The organism is Brevundimonas sp., from assembly GCF_036677305.1.
Taxonomy (GTDB): Bacteria; Pseudomonadota; Alphaproteobacteria; order Caulobacterales; family Caulobacteraceae; genus Brevundimonas.
In genome coordinates, this window is the sequence record NZ_JAKFEB010000062.1 from 1 (window position 1) to 15,640 (window position 15,640).

A 15,640-nucleotide genomic window follows, 5' to 3' on the forward strand; every position below is an offset into this window, starting at 1 on the left:
GATCCAGTCGCGGATGTTGTGGATGTTGCGGCCGGTCGACAGGTCCATGACGTTGTCGGCGCCCCAGCGGGTGGCCCAGACCAGTTTGTCGACCTCGTCGTCGACGCTGGAGAGGACGGCCGAGTTGCCGATGTTGGCGTTGATCTTCACCAGGAAGTTGCGGCCGATGATCATCGGCTCGACCTCTGGGTGGTTGATGTTGTGCGGGATGATGGCGCGGCCGCGGGCGATCTCGGAGCGGACGAACTCGGGGGTGACGAGGTCCGGAATCTCGGCGCCGAAGGGCTCGCCGTCTCTCAGGGATGAGGGATGAGGGATGGGGGATGAGGGGGCCGGGACGGTCGAACCGTCGTGCAGGGTGACGAAGGCGCCGCTCTCCTTCATCCCTCGTCCCTCATCCCTCATCCCTTCCCTGCGCAGGTTCTCGCGGATGGCGACGTATTCCATCTCGGGGGTGATGACCCCGGCCTTGGCGTATTCGTACTGGGTGACCGGCCGGCCCTCGACGCCCTTGAAGACCCTGTGGTGCGAGGTGTCGAAACGCGGGGCCAGGTGGCGGCCCGAGGCGTGGCCGTTGTCTTCCGGCTTGACCTCGCGCGGGTTCAGCACGGGGGCGATGTCGCCGCGGTCCAGCTGCCAGCTGCTCTTCACGAGGGGCAGGCCGCGCTTGATGTCGATGGTCACGGTCGGGTCGGTGTAGGGGCCCGAGGAGTCATAGATGGTCACCGGCGGCTCATTGGCGCTCGGGTGCACCGCCACCTCGCGGAAGGGCACGCGGATGTCGGGGTAGAGCGCGCCGGCGACATAGACCTTGCGGCTGCCGGCGCGCTCGCCGGTCGGGATGGTCCCGGTCTCCTTCATCACCGCGTCGCGGGCGTCTTTCAGAGCCAGGTCGACATTGGGCTCTTGCGGCAGTTCGGGCGGGGTGACGGCGATGTTCATGGCGGCCTCGGTGTTGAGGGCGCCGACGTCGGGCGAGGGTCCTGTGGCGTGGAGGCCCTGGGACCGAAGCGTTACTCATCCCTTCGCCGGCATGACCCGGATCAGGTTCGACGGGTCAGAGGAACACCTCAATCTCAGCCGCTCGGATGCGACCCCCCGGAGAACGGCTCAGGCATACGCCCGCCGGGTCCGGCTGTCGAGGCGGCGGGGCGGCGCTAGTCCGGGAAGACGGCCAGCAGGGCGTCGAGGGCGCCTTCGATACGGGCCCAGCCGGCCTCGTCCAGGGCCAGGCCGGCGGCGCCGGGGCGGACGGATCCGTTCAGGGCCAGATGCTGCACGGCGGCGAGAAGGACGGCGTTGATGGCGACCGCGTCGCCCTCGGGCGGCACGCGCAGCCGGGGCCGGCGCTCGCGCATCCAGGCCTGGAGCACCGCCGAGCGCTCGGCCTCGATGCGGTTGAGCAGGGGCGAGGCCTCGACCAGGGCCCAGGCCATGAGGCGCAGGGTCAGGGGGCTGGCCCGCAGGGCGCCCAGCCAGGCCGCCAGGCTTTCGCGGGCGAAGGCGCGCAGGGACTCGGCGTCGCCGGCCGGGACGGCGTCGAGGCTGCGCACCAGTTCGGCGTGGGCGCGGGCGGCGATGCGCTCGACCGCGCCGTCGACGCCGTCGAAATAGCGGTAGACCAGCTTGCGGTCGCAGCGGGCCTCGGCGGCCAGGGTCTGGACGTTCAGGCCCGGAAAGCCGTCGCGCAGCAGGATGCGCTCGCCCGCCGCCACGATGGCGGCCTCGGTGGCGCTTCGGTCGCGAAGCCTGGCGACGGCGGGGACGGGCGATTCGGCCATGCCCCCAGCATCAGGCCGCGCGACGTGAGTCGGCAAGCGGCCCGGTCGATGGAGGTTGGCGGAAGAAGAAGCGGCCCGGTCTGCGTCGGGGGGCGTGGCAGAGACCGGGCCGCTGAGGACTCTGTCGAGCGCGCATCGCCGCAAGGTCCGATGGGAAAACTGCGGTTGCCAAAGTCCGTTCCCGGGCGCGCTGAAATTATTTCGCCCCGCGTGACGGACCGGGAAAAGCCCTCGGTCCGGTAATGTACATTTCCGTTGGAAGACAAATATTTACACAACTGCAACCGGAAAGGTTGCATCGGCATTACAGCCGCAAAGGAAGGGCGTGAGCATGGGTTTGAGGCTGGAGCGGCTGGTGTACGAAAGCACCGCCACGGGCACGACCGAGTCGATCGGCAATCTCGCGGTCATTCTCGCGGAGTCGCAACGGAACAACGACCGTGACGGTTTGACCGGGGCCCTGGCCGCCCACCGGGACCGCTATATCCAGGTGGTGGAGGGCCCGGCCCAGGCCCTGGACGCGCTGCTGCGGCGGCTGGAGAGCGATCCGCGGCACCGCGACGTCACCCTGCTGGACCGCGCGCCCATATCAGAACGCCTCTTCAGCCGCTGGAGCATGGCCAATGCCCGGATCACCCCGGTTCATGGCGCGGCGCTGGACAGTCTGGTGGACGACAACGACCGGACGCCGCGTGAGGTGATCGGCATCCTGCTGGACGCCGTCCGGAAGCTGGACGCGGCCCCGCCGCAGGCGCGCCGGTTTTCCTGACCGCCGGCGGTCCTGGGCGCCCGCGCGTCCGAACATCCGCGAACCGGTTCGGCAATTTGTCCGGAGGCGTCTATGAGGGGCGCACACCGGAGCCGCCCCATGCATCTCGCCCGCTTTCCCCGCGTCCGCCTCGCCCACCTGCCGACCCCGCTGGAGCCGCTGCCGCGGCTGAGCGAGGCGCTGGGGGTCGAGATCTGGATCAAGCGCGACGACTGCACGGGCCTGGCCGGCGGCGGCAACAAGACCCGCAAGCTGGAGTTCCTGCTGGGCGACGCCATGGAACAGGGCGCCGACACCCTTGTCACCCAGGGCGCGGTGCAGTCGAACCATGTGCGCCAGACCGTGGCCGCCGCCGCCGCCCACGGCTTCGCCAGCGAGGTCATTCTGGAAGAGCGGACGGGGTCGCAGGCCATCGACTACACCCGCAACGGCAACGTCCTGATGGACCGGCTGTTCGGGGCCGGCATGCGCACCGTGCCGGGCGGGACCGACATGAACGCCGAGCTGGAGCGGACGGCGGCCGAGGTGCGGGCGCGCGGCGGCAAGCCCTACATCATCCCCGGCGGCGGCTCGAACGCGATCGGGGCGCTGGGCTATGTCGACTGCGCGCGCGAGATCGTGGTCCAGGCGGACGAGCTGGACATGCAGGTCGACCGGATCGTGACGGCCACGGGCAGCGCCGGGACCCACGCCGGTCTGGTCGCCGGCCTGGCCGTGATGGGGGCGGACGTTCCGGTGCTGGGCGTCGGCGTGCGGGCGCCGAAGGCGAAACAGGAAGAGAATGTGCTGAAGCTGGCCCGCGAGACGGCGGCCCTGCTGGGGCGGCCGGACGCGGTGAAGGCGGACATGGTGGTCGCTGACTGCGACTACGTCGGCGAGGGCTACGGCCTGGTCGACGAGGCGGTGATCGAGGCCCTGAAACTGGCGGCGCGGACGGACGCGATCGTGCTGGACCCGGTCTATACGGGCAAGGCGATGAAGGGGCTGATCGCCCTGGCCAGGGCCGGGCGGTTCGAGAATGAGACGGTGGTGTTCCTGCACACCGGCGGGGCCCAGGGCCTGTTCGGCTATCAGGGCGAGATCGAGGGAGCGCTCTGATGGCGAAGGTTCTGGGCGTTCTGGGCGGCATGGGGCCCGCGGCGACGGTGGCTTTCCTTGAGCGGGTGCAGGCGCTGACGCCGGCGCAGGGCGATCAGGACCACATCCGGATCCTGGCCGACATCAATCCGCAGGTGCCGGACCGCAACCGCCAGCCGGACGCGGCCGAGAAGACGCTGGGCCAGATGGCGATGCGGCTGCGCGACGCCGGGGCCCAGGTGCTGTGCATGCCGTGCAATACGGCGCATGCGCAGGCGGCCGGGATCCGGAAGGTCGGCCTGCCCTTCGTCGACATGATCGCCGAGACCACCGAGGCGGCCGCGGCCGGCGGGGCGAAGAAGATCGGCGTCCTGGCCACCCCCGGCGGCGAGGCGTTGTACGCCCGCGCGCTGCAGGGCAAGGGCGTCAAGATCGTGCGCCTCAGCGGGGCCGCGCGCGAGGCCTTCATGGCCTGCGTCTATGCGGTGAAGCGCGGCGACCTGGGCGAGGGGCCGCGCACCGAGATGCGGCGGCTGGCGGCCATGCTGGTTGCGGCGGGCGCCGAGACGGTGATCGCCGGATGCACCGAGGTGCCGCTGCTGCTGGGGGCCGAGGACGTCACCGTGCCGCTGGTGGATTCGGCCGAGGTGCTGGCGCAGGCGTGCGTGGACCGGTGCAAATGATGTCGGGAGGCTCCGCCGGGGTATAGCTCCGTCCGGATTTTGACGTATGGTCGGCGCAATGTCGTTCCTGCGCCATAACCTCGTCGGGCTGACGGCTGCGCTTCTCGCGGCGCTGGCGGTGCTGTTTGTCGCCACGGCTTCATTGGCCTGCGACGTCCCGATCGATCAGGGCGCGACGCCCATGTCGATGAGCGACGACGGCGGCCCGTGCGAACAGGAAACCGAAAAGGCTCCGTGCGAGAAGGCCTGCCTGGTCTTTTGCCAGAGCCTTGTCCCGCCGGTCGGCGGTTCGGCGCCCGCACCCATCCATGCGTCCGTCCGTTATCCCTTGCTCGATGCGCGGCAGGCCGATTTCACTGTGGAGGCCGACGACCCGCCCCCGCGAACCTGATCCTGTCATTGAAGACCGACTTTCATTCAATCAAACAGAGATCAAACCATGAAACGCACTTTCACCATCGCAGCCCTGGTGCTGCTGGCTTCCGGTTCCGCCGCCTTCGCGGCCGCGCCGGACGCTGTGGCCCAGGCCGTATGCGCCTGCTGCGACGCCATCGCGGCGTGCTGCGAGGCCTGCGCCTGCTGCTGATCGTTTGATCAGGGACGCCCGCCCGAAAGGGCGGGCGTCTTGGCCGGGCGACGGACGGTCTGCCGGCCGTCTCCGACAGGTGAACGGAGGGCCAGATGGTTGCCTATCCGGGCGAGCCGCTTCAAACCCTCCCGATGACCAGACAGGCCCTCATCATCGATTGCGATCCCGGCGTGGACGACGCCGTGGCGCTGATGCTCGCCTTCGGGTCCGGCGAACTGGACCTGCTGGCCATAACCGCCGTGGGCGGGAACGTGCCGGTGACGAAGACGGCCCGGAATGCGCGGATGCTGCGCCAGATCGCCGGGCGGGAAGACGTGCCCGTCTTCATGGGCGCGGACCGGCCGCTGCGCCGCGAGCCGGCGGGGGCGGGCGAGTTCCACGGGGCCGAGGGGCTGGGCGATCTGACGCCCCGGGAGCCGGATGCTCCGTGTGCGGAAGAGCACGCGGCGGACGCGATCATCGACCGGGTCATGAACCGGCCCGGGAAGTCGGTGGCGATCGCGGTGCTGGGGCCGCTGACCAATGTCGCGCTGGCGCTGCGCAAGGCGCCGGAACTGGCGGAGCGGCTGGGACCCGTGGCGGTCATGGGCGGGGCGCGGTCCGAGGGCGGCAACATCACCGCCTCGGCCGAATTCAACATCTGGGCCGATCCCGAGGCCGCGGCCGAGGTCCTGGCGACGGGGTGCGACGTCGTGCTGTTCGGGCTGGACGCGACGCATCAGGTGCGGGCGACCGAGGCGCGGATCGCGGCGCTGGAAGCGATCGGAACGCCGATGGCCGACACGGCGGCGTCGATGATGCGGTTCTCGGAGAGGGTCGAGCGCCGGCTGGTCGGCTGGCCCTCCCTGCCCGAGTGGGGGCCGCCGGTGCATGACCTCTGTCCGGTGGCCTGGCTGCTGCGGCCCGACCTGTTCGCGCTGAAGCCCTGCCGGATCGAGGTGGAGACGCAGAGCGAGCTGACGCGCGGGCATACGGCGGTCGAATTCCGCCAGGGCGTGGCCGGGGCTCTGCCGCACCGCTGGGCGGTGTCGGCGGATGCTGACGGCGTGTTCGACCTGATCGCGGAGGCGTGCGCGCCGAGGGGTTGATCCCGCCCCCCGGAGGGCGTTCGCTACGCCGAGCCTGCAAGGAGACGATCATGAGCGGCAGCGGGGAGATCACCCCCATCCACGGCGGGGCGGTGGCGGCGATCGCCGAGCTGCTCGGCTCGACGCGGCTGATGGCCCTGGCCGTCAACCGGCCGGACGGCTGGCCGCAGGTCACCACGGTCGGCTACGTCAACGACGGGCTGAAACTGTATTTCGTCATCGCCCGCGACAGCCAGAAATTCGCCAACCTGCTGTTCGACCCCCGGGTCTCGGCGGCGATACGGGCCGAGGCGCCCGAGGCGGACACCGTCGGCCTGTCGCTCGCGGGCCGGGTCGCCGAGGTCACCGATCCCGGCGAGGTCGAACGGCTCAACCGGATGGTGTTCGACCGCTACCCCGAGGCCCGGGCCTTCGCCCCGGGCGGCGACTCGGTCGCGGTGATGCGGCTGACGCCCGAGATCATCGCGCCGGTCGCGGTCATCGACGGCCGCAGCCGGGCCCAGACCTACGCGATCGGCGCCGGGGGCGCGCCCGATCCCCACCCCGGCGCGGGCCGGGGCGTGTCGCAGCTGTTCTGATCCGGGGAGATGTCTTGAGAATTTCGGTCGTCGGCTCGATCAATCTGGATTTCGTCGCCACCAGCCCGTCCCTGCCGCGTGCCGGGGAGACGGTCACGGGGGCGACGCTGGCGCGGCATCCGGGCGGCAAGGGCGCCAACCAGGCGCTGGCGGCGCAGCGGCTGGGGGCGGACGTCAGCCTGACCGGCTGCGTCGGCGACGACGAGATGTCGGGCGCGGCCATGGCCCTGCTGATGACCTGGGGCGTCGAGCTGTCGGGGGTCGAGACGGACATCGCCGAGCCGACCGGCGTGGCCCTGATCGCCGTCGACGACACGGGTGAGAACCAGATCGTGGTCTGCGCCGGCGCCAATCTGCGCGTCACGCCCGAACAGCTGCCGGCGCGGATCGACTGTCCGCTGATCGTGCAGCTGGAGCTGCCGATCTCGACGGTCGAGGCGGCGGTCGGCCGCGCGACCGAGTTCGTCTGCGTCAACCTGGCCCCGGCCGCGCCGGTGTCGGACCAGCTGCTGCGGCGGGCCGACCTGCTGGTGGTCAATGAGACCGAGGCGGCCTTCTACGGCGACCTGCTGCATCACGGCGGCGGGCGGGTGGTGGTGACCGAAGGCGCGAAGGGCGCGGTCATGTACCAGCGCGGCGTCGAGATGGCGCGCGCGGCGCCGCCCCGGGTGACCGCCGTGGATGCGACCGGCGCGGGCGACGCCTTCGTCGGCGCGATCTGCGTCGCCCTGCTGGAAGGGATGGAGGCGGAAGAGGCGCTGCGGTTCGCCTGCGCGGCGGGGGCGCTGGCGGCGACGCGGCCCGGGGCCCAGCCGTCGCTGCCGACGCGGGCCGAGGTCGAGAGCCTGATCGGTTGAGGTGGAATCGCTTCGCGATTCCGCCGATGCCGTGAATCAGGCTCTCTCATGATGCCTGAGCGAAATCTCCGATTTCGCTTGGGCGATCATTACGGCGTCGTAACTTTGGCCCGGAGGATCGGCTGATAGGGTCCCGGCTTCCGTTCAGACGCCGATCCGGGGACCGCCGACATGACACGCACCGCCGCCCTTCTGGGAGCCTCGCTGCTGGCGCTCGCCTCGCCGGCCTTCGCCCAGTCCCCGTCCGCGTCAGCCGCGCCGATCTCCGTGCCGCCGCTGGAGTACACCCACCGCGAACTGGCCAACGGACTGGACGTCTACGCCATGCCGGACGCGGCGGCGGGCACGGTGACGGTGACCCTCTGGTACGACGTCGGCGGCAAGGACGATCCGCAGGGCCGCAGCGGCTTCGCCCACCTGTTCGAACACATCCTGAGCCGCAAGACGGTCAACCTGCCGTACGGCCAGATCTCGACCCTGGTCGAGAACGCCGGCGGGTCGCGCAACGCCTCCACCGGGCAGGACTTCACCAACTACTATGAGACGGTGCCGCCCCAGTATCTGGAGACGATGCTGTGGACCCACGCCGAGCGGATGGCGCGGCCGGTGGTCGACGACGCCGTGTTCCAGGCCGAGCGTTCGATCGTCCAGGAAGAGCTGCGCCAGCGGGTGCTGGCGCCGCCCTACGGCCGGTTCAGCCGGTTCGTGATCGGCGACAACAGTTTCGACGAAAGCATCTATCGCCGCAGCGTCATCGGCTCGCTCGAGGAGCTGAACGCGGCGGTGATCGACGATGCGCGCGCCTTCCACGAGGCCTATTACCGCCCCGCCACGGCGACCATGATCGTGTCGGGGAATTTCGATCCGGCGCAGCTGGACCGCTGGGTCGACCAGTATTTCGCGGGCATCCGGAACCCGGACCGTCCGGTGCCGGTCTTCGAGCGTCCGCTCGAGACGCCGCGCACCGCGCCGCGCATGGTCGAGGCCTATGCGCCCAACGTGCCGTTGCCGGCGGTGGGGGTTCTGTACCCCGGCGTGGCGGCGAACCATCCGGACTCGGCGGCGCTGGACGTGCTGCAGGCGATCATGTCGCGCGGCGAAAGCTCGCGCCTGTATCAGGCCCTCGTCTACGGCAAGCAGCTGGCTTCGAACGCCGGCTTCAACGCCAACAGCATGGAGGAGGACGGCTCCATCGGCGTGACCGCCACCGTGGCGCGCGGCAAGGCGATGAGCGACCTCGAGGCGGCGCTCGACATCGAACTGGCGCGGGTGCGCGACGAGCCGGTGACGGCGGCGGAACTGGCCGAGGCCAAGACCGAGCTGGTCGCCTCGGACCTGCGCCAGCGCGAGACGGCGTCGGGCCGGGCCTTCATGCTGGGCCAGGCCATCGTGTCGGAGAACAATCCCCGGGCGCCCGACGAGCGGCTGGCGGCCATCCAGGCCGTGACGGCGGCGGACGTGCAGCGGGTGGCGCGGACATGGCTGAACGACCAGACGCGGGTCGCGGTCCGCTATCAGGACGAGAGCGCCCGGCCGGCCGGCGTACCCGACGACAGCTGGCGCAACCCCGCGCCCGTTCCGACCTATCTGACCGTTCCGGCGGCCATCCTGCCGGCCAATGAGCTTCTGCCCGAAGGCCGGCGAATGGCGCCGCCGGCGCCGGGCGCGGTGCGGGCCATGGCCACGCCGCGCGTGGTCGAGCGGACCCTGCCGAACGGCCTGCGGGTCATTGTGGCGAAGTCGACCGATCTGCCGATCATGAACGCCCAGCTGGTCATGGCGGGCGGGGCGGCGGCCGACGCCGGCCAGTCGGGCCTGGCCTCGATGACCGCCAATCTGGCGACCCAGGGCGCCGGCGGCCGGTCGGCCCCGGAGATCGCCCGCACCCTGGAGGCGCTGGGCGCCGATATCGGCGGCGGGGCGGGGGCGGACGCCACCACCCTGTTCCTGTCCGCGCCCGTGGCCTCGGCCGATCAGGCGGGCGCGGTGCTGGCCGATGTGGTCCAGCGCCCGGCCTTCGACGCGGCCGAACTGGAACGCAGCCGGACGCGGACGGTGACCGGCCTGACCGTCGCCCTGCGCGACCCGGGTTCGCTGGCCTCGCAGGTGCTCAACCGGCTGGCCTTCGGCGGCGCGGCCTATGGCGCGCCCGCGGCCGGGACGCCGGCCTCGGTGGGGACCCTGACGCGCGACCAGGTCGTCGGCTTCCATGACCGCTGGTGGCGGCCCGACAACGCCGCCCTGATCATCACCGGCGGGATGGAGCCCGAACAGGCCTTCGCCTTCGCCGAACGGACCCTGGGCGGGTGGGAGCGGCCGTCGGGCGCGGTTCCGACCCTCCCGAACCGGGCGGGCGACCGGCCGGCCCCGCGCATCGTCGTGGTCGACCTGCCGGGCGCCGGTCAGGCGGCCGTGGCCGCGGCGGTGCGCGGCCCGCGCCGTTCGGACCCGGCCTTCTACCCCCTGGCCGTGGTCAACAGCGTCATCGGCGGCGGCCAGAACGGCCACCTGTTCCAGGAGGTGCGGGCCAAGCGCGGCCTGTCCTACGGCGCCAACTCCTCGCTGGGCGCGCGGGTCGACGGCGGCCTGCTGAGCGCCGCGACCCAGACCAAGAACGAAAGCGCCGCCGAGGTGGTCGGTCTGGTGCTGGCCGAGTTCGACCGGCTGAAGACCGAAGCGGTGACGGACCAGGCGGTGACCGACCGCGAGGCCTTCATCACCGGCGGCTTCTCGCGCGCGATCGAGACCACGGGCGGTCTGGGCGGAGTCCTGTCGGACGCGGTCACCTACGGCCTGCCGCTGACCGAGGTCGAGACCTATGTCGGCAAGATCAACGCCACCACGCCCGAGGCCGTCATGGCCGCGGCGCAGGCGGTCGGCTCGGACCAGGCCTGGGTCGTGGTGGTCGGCCAGTCGGCGATGTTCATCGACGCGCTGCGGGCGGCCCATCCCGATGTGGTGGTGATCCCCTCGGCGTCGCTGGACCTGAACAGTCCGACGCTGGGGCTGTAAGGGAGTGGCTGGTGGCTAGTGGCTAGTGGCTAGTGATTGTCGCATGACTGGCGGCGGAAGGGCGGCGCGGTCCGCGCCTCCGCACCGGCGGTGGCCAGCCACTAGCCACTAGCCACCAGCCACTACTTCGCGCGGAACGCCGCGATCGCGTCCACCGTCTTGCGCACATTGGCCTCGATGCCGGCCCAGTCGCCGGCCTTGACGGCCGCGTCGGTGACCAGTTTCGAGCCCATGCCGGCGGCGACGATGCCGCTGCCGAACCATCTGGCGATCGAGGCCTCGTCAGGGTCGACGCCGCCCGTCGGCATGATCTTGGTCCAGGGCATGGGGCCCAGCACCGCCTTGACGAAGTCGGCGCCGCCGACGCTGGCGCCGGGAAACAGTTTGACGATCTCGCAGCCCAGTTCATGGGCCTGGCCGATCTCGGTGACCGAGCCGCAGCCCGGGAAATAGGCCGTCATGCGCCGGTTGCAGACCCGGGCGACCTCGGGAACCAGGCAGGGGCTGACCACGAAGCGGGCGCCGCGGTTCAGATAGAGGCTGGCCGTCCCCGCATCGACCACCGAGCCGATGCCCAGGATGACGTCCGGATCGGTCTTCTGCAGTTCGCGGGCGATGTCGCCGAACAGGTCGCAGGCGAAGTCGCCGCGGTTGGTGAACTCGATCGCCCTGGCGCCGCCGCGGGCGCAGGCGCGGATGACGTCCAGGCTGACCTGCGGATCCGGGTGATAGAAGACCGGGGCCACGCCCTGGGCTTCAAGGGCGGTCAGGACGGCGAGACGGTCGTGGCGCATGGTCTGGTTCCTCCGCCGGCGGCCGGCAGCCCTCACATGCTTATCGCACCCGTCGGGTTCCGGGGAAGCGGCGGGGCGCGACGGCGCGGAACTTTGTGTTTCGAAACTCAGGCCGCCCGGCGTTTGGCGCCGCACAGGTCGCAGAACTCACGCCCGGAGACCCGGCGATCCGGCCGCCAGCGATGGCGGCGGCAGCGAAGCTGGCGGAGGAATTTTCGAAATGCTCGGAACATGGAGCTCTGGTGAACGCGACCGGTCACAACGGATGCCGGACGCGCGCAAACACAATCATTCGCTTCATCGGTCAAGCCATGAATTCGGGGCGGGGAGCGGTGAATTGTCACCGGTGGCGCCGCGCCCCGGACGGGGTCAGCCCGTCGCTTTCGCCAAATCCGTGATTCGCTTCATCAATTGGCTTTTCGGGTCGAACAGCGGGTCCAGCACGGTGAAGTGGTTGAGGCCGGGCAGGGCTTCGTACCGTGTTTCGACGCCGTTGGCGGCCCAGTGGTCGGCCATCATGCGCGACTGGCGCAGGAACTCGGAGCTCTCGTCGCCCCCGACGACGCAGTCGAGGATCGTTCCCCCCGGGGTCGAGCCGTTGGGGATCGGCCAGAACACCGGCGACAGGGCGGCCGCCTCGCGCTCGTCGAGGTCGAGCGCCTTGTTCAGCGAGGTCGGCACGAGGGGGCGCAGGTCGAAGACGCCGCTGATGGCGACGGCGGCCGAGGCGCGGCCCTCGGACAGCATGCAGGCCGCCATATGGCCGCCGGCGGAGTGGCCGAAGACGACCGGCCGGGCGCCGGTGCGGGCGCGGATCATCTCCACCGCCTCGCGCGCCTGACGCAGGATGACGCCCAGGCGCACGGCAGGGGCGAGATCGTAGGAGGGAACCGCCAGGCTGACGCCCCGGGCCAGGAAGGCGGGCGCGATCCCGCTGAACCAGTCCTTGTCCAGCGCCTGCCAGTAGCCGCCGTGCAGGAAGACGGCGACGGGCGCGCCAGATCCATTCGTGGGGCCTGCGTCGAACAGGTCCATGACCTCGCGCTCGCCGGCGCCGTAGGCGATGTGGACGGGAGGATGGGCGGCGCGGGCGGCCTCGGCGGTTTCGCGCCACATGGCCATGACGGCCGGATGGTCGGGCACGCGGGCGCGGTTGTTGTACTCGGCCTCGAGGTCGATCGCCGCTTCGCTCTTACCCGTCACGCAACCATCCGCTAGACACCTTCCGACCAGCCGGAAGGACCGCCGCCATGATGACCGCCATCTTCGTCTTCATCAAATGCGAGCTGGGCCACGCCAACGACGTGGCCGCCGACATGGTGGACAATGTCGAATACGTCTCGGAGGTCTATTCGACCTCGGGCCAGTACGACCTGCTGGCCAAATTCCAGCTGCCGAAGGAGATGGACATCGGCACGTTCGTGACGAAGTCCGTCCAGACCCGCGCCAACATCCGCGACACCTTCACCGTGATCACCTTCTCGCCCTTCCTGCCCGGCGGCGGCTGACGTGCGCGCGGTCGCGATCCTTCTGGCGACCTGCTTGCTGGGAAGCTGCGCGAGCGCATCTCATTTTCCTCCCTCGCTCCTGGCGGCAGTCGAGCCCTGCAGCTATGGCGACGGGGTACCGGTCATGGATGACTTCAGATCCGACTGGTACTCGTCGCATCTGCGCGCGGCCGGAGAACCCCGGCTGGGTCAGGGCGCGCCCGCCTACCAGACCGGCGGCGTCGGCGTCCTTCGCCTCACCTGGCTGCGCAGTTTCGACGCCCCGGTGATCGTGCGGGTCGAGGCGACCGCGGACCACAGGTTGAAGCTGGTCGGCAAGGAGCTTTCGGGCGCCGGCGGTTATGAGCCCGGCCGGGTGGCGCGCAAGGTGGAACGTCTTCTATCCGCCGATGAGACGTCGCACCTGACGGCCCTGTTGGCTGAGACCCGGGTGCTGGATCTGCCGCCTGTCGAAGATTGTCCGGCGCAGGCGGACGGCTCGATCATCGTCCGCGCGGATGGCGCCCGATGGATAATCGAGGCCAATGGGTCCGACGGGTATCGATTCATCGACCGGTGGTCTGCCGAGGGGCCGGTACGCGCCCTGGGCCTGCGGCTGATCGGATTGACCGGTTGGACCTACGACCGGATCTACTGATGGATTTTCTACCGAAACCTGACCCTGCGTCATCGCGGCGGGGCTGCTAACGTTTCGGGAGGGAGGCTGCCATGACCGATCTCGACACTTTCCGCGCGGAGACCCGCGCCTGGCTGGAGGCGAACTGCCCGGCCGAATGCCGTGGACCCGTCGAGAGCGACGAGGCCCGGGTCTGGGGCGGCCGCAACGCCGAATATCCCACGCCGGCGCACAAGGTCTGGCTGGACCGGATGGCGGCGCGGGGCTGGACCGCGCCCGAGTGGCCGGCGGAATACGGCGGCGGCGGGCTGAGCCGCGAACAGGCCAAGGTGCTGAACGCCGAGATGCGGCGCATCAAGGCCCAGCCGCCGCTGGCCAGCTTCGGCGTCTGGATGCTGGGGCCGGCCCTGCTGGCCTTCGGGACCGAGGAACAGAAGCAGCGCTTCCTGCCCGAGATCGTGCGCGGCGAAATCCGCTGGTGCCAGGGCTATTCCGAGCCCGGCGCGGGGTCCGATCTGGCGGCGATCCAGACGCGGGCCGAGGATCGCGGCGACCACTGGATCGTCAACGGCCAGAAGGTGTGGACCTCCTACGCCGACAAGGCGGACTGGATCTTCTGTCTGGTGCGGACCGACCCCGAGGCGCCCAAACATCTGGGCATCTCCTTCGTCCTGTTCGACATGGCGACCCCGGGGGTCTCGACCCGGCCGATCACCCTGATCAGCGGCAAGAGCCCGTTCTGCGAGACCTTCTTCGACGATGTGCGGGTCGAGAAGGAGAACCTCGTCGGCACGCTGAACCGCGGCTGGGACGTGGCCAAGCACCTGCTGGCGCACGAGCGGACCATGATCGGGGCCATGGGCGAGGTCGCGGGCGGCCGGCCTTTGGGCCAGGTGGCGACCGGATCGATCGGACTCGATGAGGACGGGCGGCTGGACGACGGCATGCTCCGGGCTCGCATCGCCGAGCTGGAAGTCGACGCCGCAGCCTTCCGGCTGGCCATGGAGCGGACGGGCGACCAGGTGAAGGCGGGGCAGGCCCATCCGGCCATCGCCTCGATGCTGAAATACTATGGCTCCGAGCTGAACAAGCGCCGGCACGAGCTGCTGATGGCGGCGGGCGGATCGGACGCGCTGGAGTGGGAGAGCGACCGGTCGCGGCACGGAGCGGCGGCGCGGGACTGGCTGCGGACCAAGGCCAATTCGATCGAGGGCGGGACCAGCGAGATCCAGCTGAACATCATCGCCAAACACCTGCTGCAGCTGCCGGGGGCGTAACCCCATCACGGCCGTCACCCTCGGGCTTGACCCGAGGGCCAGACGGAGCGGCGAGCGCGGTGGTCGTCAATTCGGCGCCGTGCGACGGACAATCTGATCCCCGGGTCAAGCCCGAGGATGACGAAGAGAGAGAAGCGGATGCCCCTCATCCTCACCGAAGAGCAGACGATGCTGAAGGAGGCCGCCGACGGCTTCCTGAACGAGCACGCCCCCATCGCCCATCTGCGCAAGCTGCGCGACAGCCACGACGCCGACGGGGTGTCGCGCGACCTGTGGCGGGCGTTCGGCGAGATGGGGTTCGCCGGGATCGTCATTCCCGAGGAACACGGCGGTTCGGGTCTGGGCGCGGTCGAGGCCGGGGTCATGGCCGAGGCGCTGGGGCGGACGCTGACGCCGTCGCCCTTCCTCGGCTCGGGCGTATTGTCGGCGACGGTGCTGAAGGGCGGCTCGGCCGAGCAGCAGACGGCCTGGCTGCCCCGGATCGCGGCGGGCGAGGCGATCGTTTCGCTGGCCGTCGATGAAGGGCCCAAACATGCGCCGGCGCGGATCGCGACGACGGCGGCGAGGTCGGGCAACGGCTTCCGGCTGAACGGGGCCAAGGGCTTCGTGCTGGACGGCCATGTCGCGGACGCCCTGATCGTTGCGGCGCGGACGGAGGCCGGGCTGACCTTGTTCCTGGTCGACCCCGGGACGGCGGGCGTCGAGGTCGAGCGGACGGTCATGGTCGATGCGCACAATGCGGCGCGGGTGACGCTGACGGATGTCGAGGTCGATGCGGACGCCGTGATCGGAGCGGTCGACGGAGGCGGGGCGCTGTTGGACGGCGCGCTGAATCTCGGCCGGGCGTGCGCGGCCGCGTCGTTGAACGGGGCCGGGGATCAGGCCTTCCAGACGACGCTGGAATACCTTCGGACGCGCAAACAGTTCGGGAAGCTGATCGGCGAATTCCAGGCCCTGCAGCACCGGGCCGCCCATCTGTATTCGGAGATCGAGATCGCGCGTGCGGCGACG

17 protein-coding genes and 1 riboswitch are annotated in these 15,640 nt (G+C 70.5%); of the genes, 13 read left to right on the plus strand and 4 right to left on the minus strand.

The features are described 5' to 3' along the window. Positions 1–942, minus strand: a 942-nt coding sequence (locus V6M42_RS03675) for a phosphomethylpyrimidine synthase ThiC (RefSeq protein WP_332677229.1), incomplete at its 3' end; no start/stop codon positions are given. 60 nt (positions 943–1,002) lie between these two features. Continuing rightward, a riboswitch (TPP riboswitch) is annotated at positions 1,003–1,111 on the minus strand. A 46-nt stretch (positions 1,112–1,157) separates the two neighbouring features. After that, the gene (locus V6M42_RS03680) at positions 1,158–1,781 is read right to left on the minus strand and encodes a TetR/AcrR family transcriptional regulator (RefSeq protein ID WP_332660503.1); all 624 of its coding nucleotides are present in this window, start codon (positions 1,779–1,781) and stop codon (positions 1,158–1,160) included. 331 nt (positions 1,782–2,112) lie between these two features. Here V6M42_RS03680 and V6M42_RS03685 point away from each other — a divergent pair, with 331 nt between their 5' ends. The 9 genes from V6M42_RS03685 to V6M42_RS03725 all read left to right on the plus strand — a co-directional run bounded on the left by V6M42_RS03685 (position 2,113) and on the right by V6M42_RS03725 (position 10,434). Continuing rightward, the gene (locus V6M42_RS03685) at positions 2,113–2,550 is read left to right on the plus strand and encodes a BLUF domain-containing protein (RefSeq protein ID WP_332660504.1); all 438 of its coding nucleotides are present in this window, start codon (positions 2,113–2,115) and stop codon (positions 2,548–2,550) included. A gap of 99 nt (positions 2,551–2,649) precedes the next feature. Next, positions 2,650–3,648 carry a D-cysteine desulfhydrase gene (locus V6M42_RS03690; RefSeq protein WP_332677231.1) on the plus strand — a complete coding sequence of 333 codons (999 nt, stop codon included), beginning with the start codon at positions 2,650–2,652 and terminating at the stop codon, positions 3,646–3,648. After that, a complete protein-coding gene (locus tag V6M42_RS03695; protein WP_332660506.1) occupies positions 3,648–4,310 on the plus strand; it encodes an aspartate/glutamate racemase family protein in 663 nt (220 codons plus the stop codon). Before V6M42_RS03690 ends, V6M42_RS03695 begins: the two co-directional genes overlap by 1 nt. Before the next feature lie 46 nt (positions 4,311–4,356). Further along, positions 4,357–4,701, plus strand: coding sequence for a hypothetical protein (locus V6M42_RS03700; RefSeq protein WP_332677233.1), 345 nt, complete (start codon positions 4,357–4,359; stop codon positions 4,699–4,701). A gap of 48 nt (positions 4,702–4,749) precedes the next feature. After that, positions 4,750–4,896, plus strand: a complete 147-nt coding sequence (locus V6M42_RS03705) for a hypothetical protein (RefSeq protein ID WP_332660508.1) — start codon at positions 4,750–4,752, stop codon at positions 4,894–4,896. Between the two features lie 95 nt (positions 4,897–4,991). Next, positions 4,992–5,987, plus strand: coding sequence for a nucleoside hydrolase (locus tag V6M42_RS03710; RefSeq protein WP_332677236.1), 996 nt, complete (start codon positions 4,992–4,994; stop codon positions 5,985–5,987). A 50-nt stretch (positions 5,988–6,037) separates the two neighbouring features. Then, positions 6,038–6,565 carry a pyridoxamine 5'-phosphate oxidase family protein gene (locus V6M42_RS03715; RefSeq protein ID WP_332677238.1) on the plus strand — a complete coding sequence of 176 codons (528 nt, stop codon included), beginning with the start codon at positions 6,038–6,040 and terminating at the stop codon, positions 6,563–6,565. Between the two features lie 14 nt (positions 6,566–6,579). After that, positions 6,580–7,422, plus strand: coding sequence for a ribokinase (locus V6M42_RS03720; RefSeq protein ID WP_332677239.1), 843 nt, complete (start codon positions 6,580–6,582; stop codon positions 7,420–7,422). 171 nt (positions 7,423–7,593) lie between these two features. After that, complete coding sequence (locus tag V6M42_RS03725; RefSeq protein WP_332677240.1) at positions 7,594–10,434, plus strand: M16 family metallopeptidase; 2,841 nt, start codon at positions 7,594–7,596, stop codon at positions 10,432–10,434. 122 nt (positions 10,435–10,556) lie between these two features. Here V6M42_RS03725 and V6M42_RS03730 read toward each other — a convergent pair whose 3' ends face one another. Both V6M42_RS03730 and V6M42_RS03735 read right to left on the minus strand, forming a co-directional pair. After that, on the minus strand, positions 10,557–11,228 hold the full coding sequence (locus tag V6M42_RS03730) for a bifunctional 4-hydroxy-2-oxoglutarate aldolase/2-dehydro-3-deoxy-phosphogluconate aldolase (protein ID WP_332677242.1): 672 nt from the start codon (positions 11,226–11,228) through the stop codon (positions 10,557–10,559). A gap of 369 nt (positions 11,229–11,597) precedes the next feature. Next, the gene (locus V6M42_RS03735; protein WP_332677243.1) at positions 11,598–12,431 is read right to left on the minus strand and encodes an alpha/beta hydrolase; all 834 of its coding nucleotides are present in this window, start codon (positions 12,429–12,431) and stop codon (positions 11,598–11,600) included. A gap of 47 nt (positions 12,432–12,478) precedes the next feature. On the opposite strand from V6M42_RS03735, the gene V6M42_RS03740 reads away from it, so the two are divergent. The 4 genes from V6M42_RS03740 to V6M42_RS03755 all read left to right on the plus strand — a co-directional run. Continuing rightward, positions 12,479–12,736 carry an Lrp/AsnC family transcriptional regulator gene (locus tag V6M42_RS03740; protein WP_056618579.1) on the plus strand — a complete coding sequence of 86 codons (258 nt, stop codon included), beginning with the start codon at positions 12,479–12,481 and terminating at the stop codon, positions 12,734–12,736. A gap of 1 nt (position 12,737) precedes the next feature. After that, the gene (locus V6M42_RS03745) at positions 12,738–13,373 is read left to right on the plus strand and encodes a hypothetical protein (RefSeq protein ID WP_332677245.1); all 636 of its coding nucleotides are present in this window, start codon (positions 12,738–12,740) and stop codon (positions 13,371–13,373) included. Between the two features lie 71 nt (positions 13,374–13,444). Further along, positions 13,445–14,629 carry an acyl-CoA dehydrogenase family protein gene (locus V6M42_RS03750; RefSeq protein ID WP_332677247.1) on the plus strand — a complete coding sequence of 395 codons (1,185 nt, stop codon included), beginning with the start codon at positions 13,445–13,447 and terminating at the stop codon, positions 14,627–14,629. 138 nt (positions 14,630–14,767) lie between these two features. Next, the coding region (locus tag V6M42_RS03755; RefSeq protein WP_332677249.1) for an acyl-CoA dehydrogenase family protein at positions 14,768–15,640 on the plus strand (873 nt) is incomplete at its 3' end.

Excerpts from the sequence above, each read along its gene's own strand:
- V6M42_RS03685 (WP_332660504.1), top strand. The coding sequence starts at position 2,113 with ATGGGTTTGAGGCTGGAGCGGCTGGTGTACGAAAGCACCGCCACGGGC.
- V6M42_RS03690 (WP_332677231.1), top strand. The coding sequence starts at position 2,650 with ATGCATCTCGCCCGCTTTCCCCGCGTCCGCCTCGCCCACCTGCCGACC.
- V6M42_RS03695 (WP_332660506.1), top strand. The coding sequence starts at position 3,648 with ATGGCGAAGGTTCTGGGCGTTCTGGGCGGCATGGGGCCCGCGGCGACG.
- V6M42_RS03705 (WP_332660508.1), top strand. The coding sequence starts at position 4,750 with ATGAAACGCACTTTCACCATCGCAGCCCTGGTGCTGCTGGCTTCCGGT.
- V6M42_RS03725 (WP_332677240.1), top strand. The coding sequence starts at position 7,594 with ATGACACGCACCGCCGCCCTTCTGGGAGCCTCGCTGCTGGCGCTCGCC.
- V6M42_RS03750 (WP_332677247.1), top strand. The coding sequence starts at position 13,445 with ATGACCGATCTCGACACTTTCCGCGCGGAGACCCGCGCCTGGCTGGAG.
- V6M42_RS03740 (WP_056618579.1), top strand. The coding sequence starts at position 12,479 with ATGATGACCGCCATCTTCGTCTTCATCAAATGCGAGCTGGGCCACGCC.
- V6M42_RS03715 (WP_332677238.1), top strand. The coding sequence starts at position 6,038 with ATGAGCGGCAGCGGGGAGATCACCCCCATCCACGGCGGGGCGGTGGCG.
- V6M42_RS03710 (WP_332677236.1), top strand. The coding sequence starts at position 4,992 with ATGGTTGCCTATCCGGGCGAGCCGCTTCAAACCCTCCCGATGACCAGA.
- V6M42_RS03700 (WP_332677233.1), top strand. The coding sequence starts at position 4,357 with ATGGTCGGCGCAATGTCGTTCCTGCGCCATAACCTCGTCGGGCTGACG.
- V6M42_RS03680 (WP_332660503.1), bottom strand. The coding sequence starts at position 1,781 with ATGGCCGAATCGCCCGTCCCCGCCGTCGCCAGGCTTCGCGACCGAAGC.
- V6M42_RS03730 (WP_332677242.1), bottom strand. The coding sequence starts at position 11,228 with ATGCGCCACGACCGTCTCGCCGTCCTGACCGCCCTTGAAGCCCAGGGC.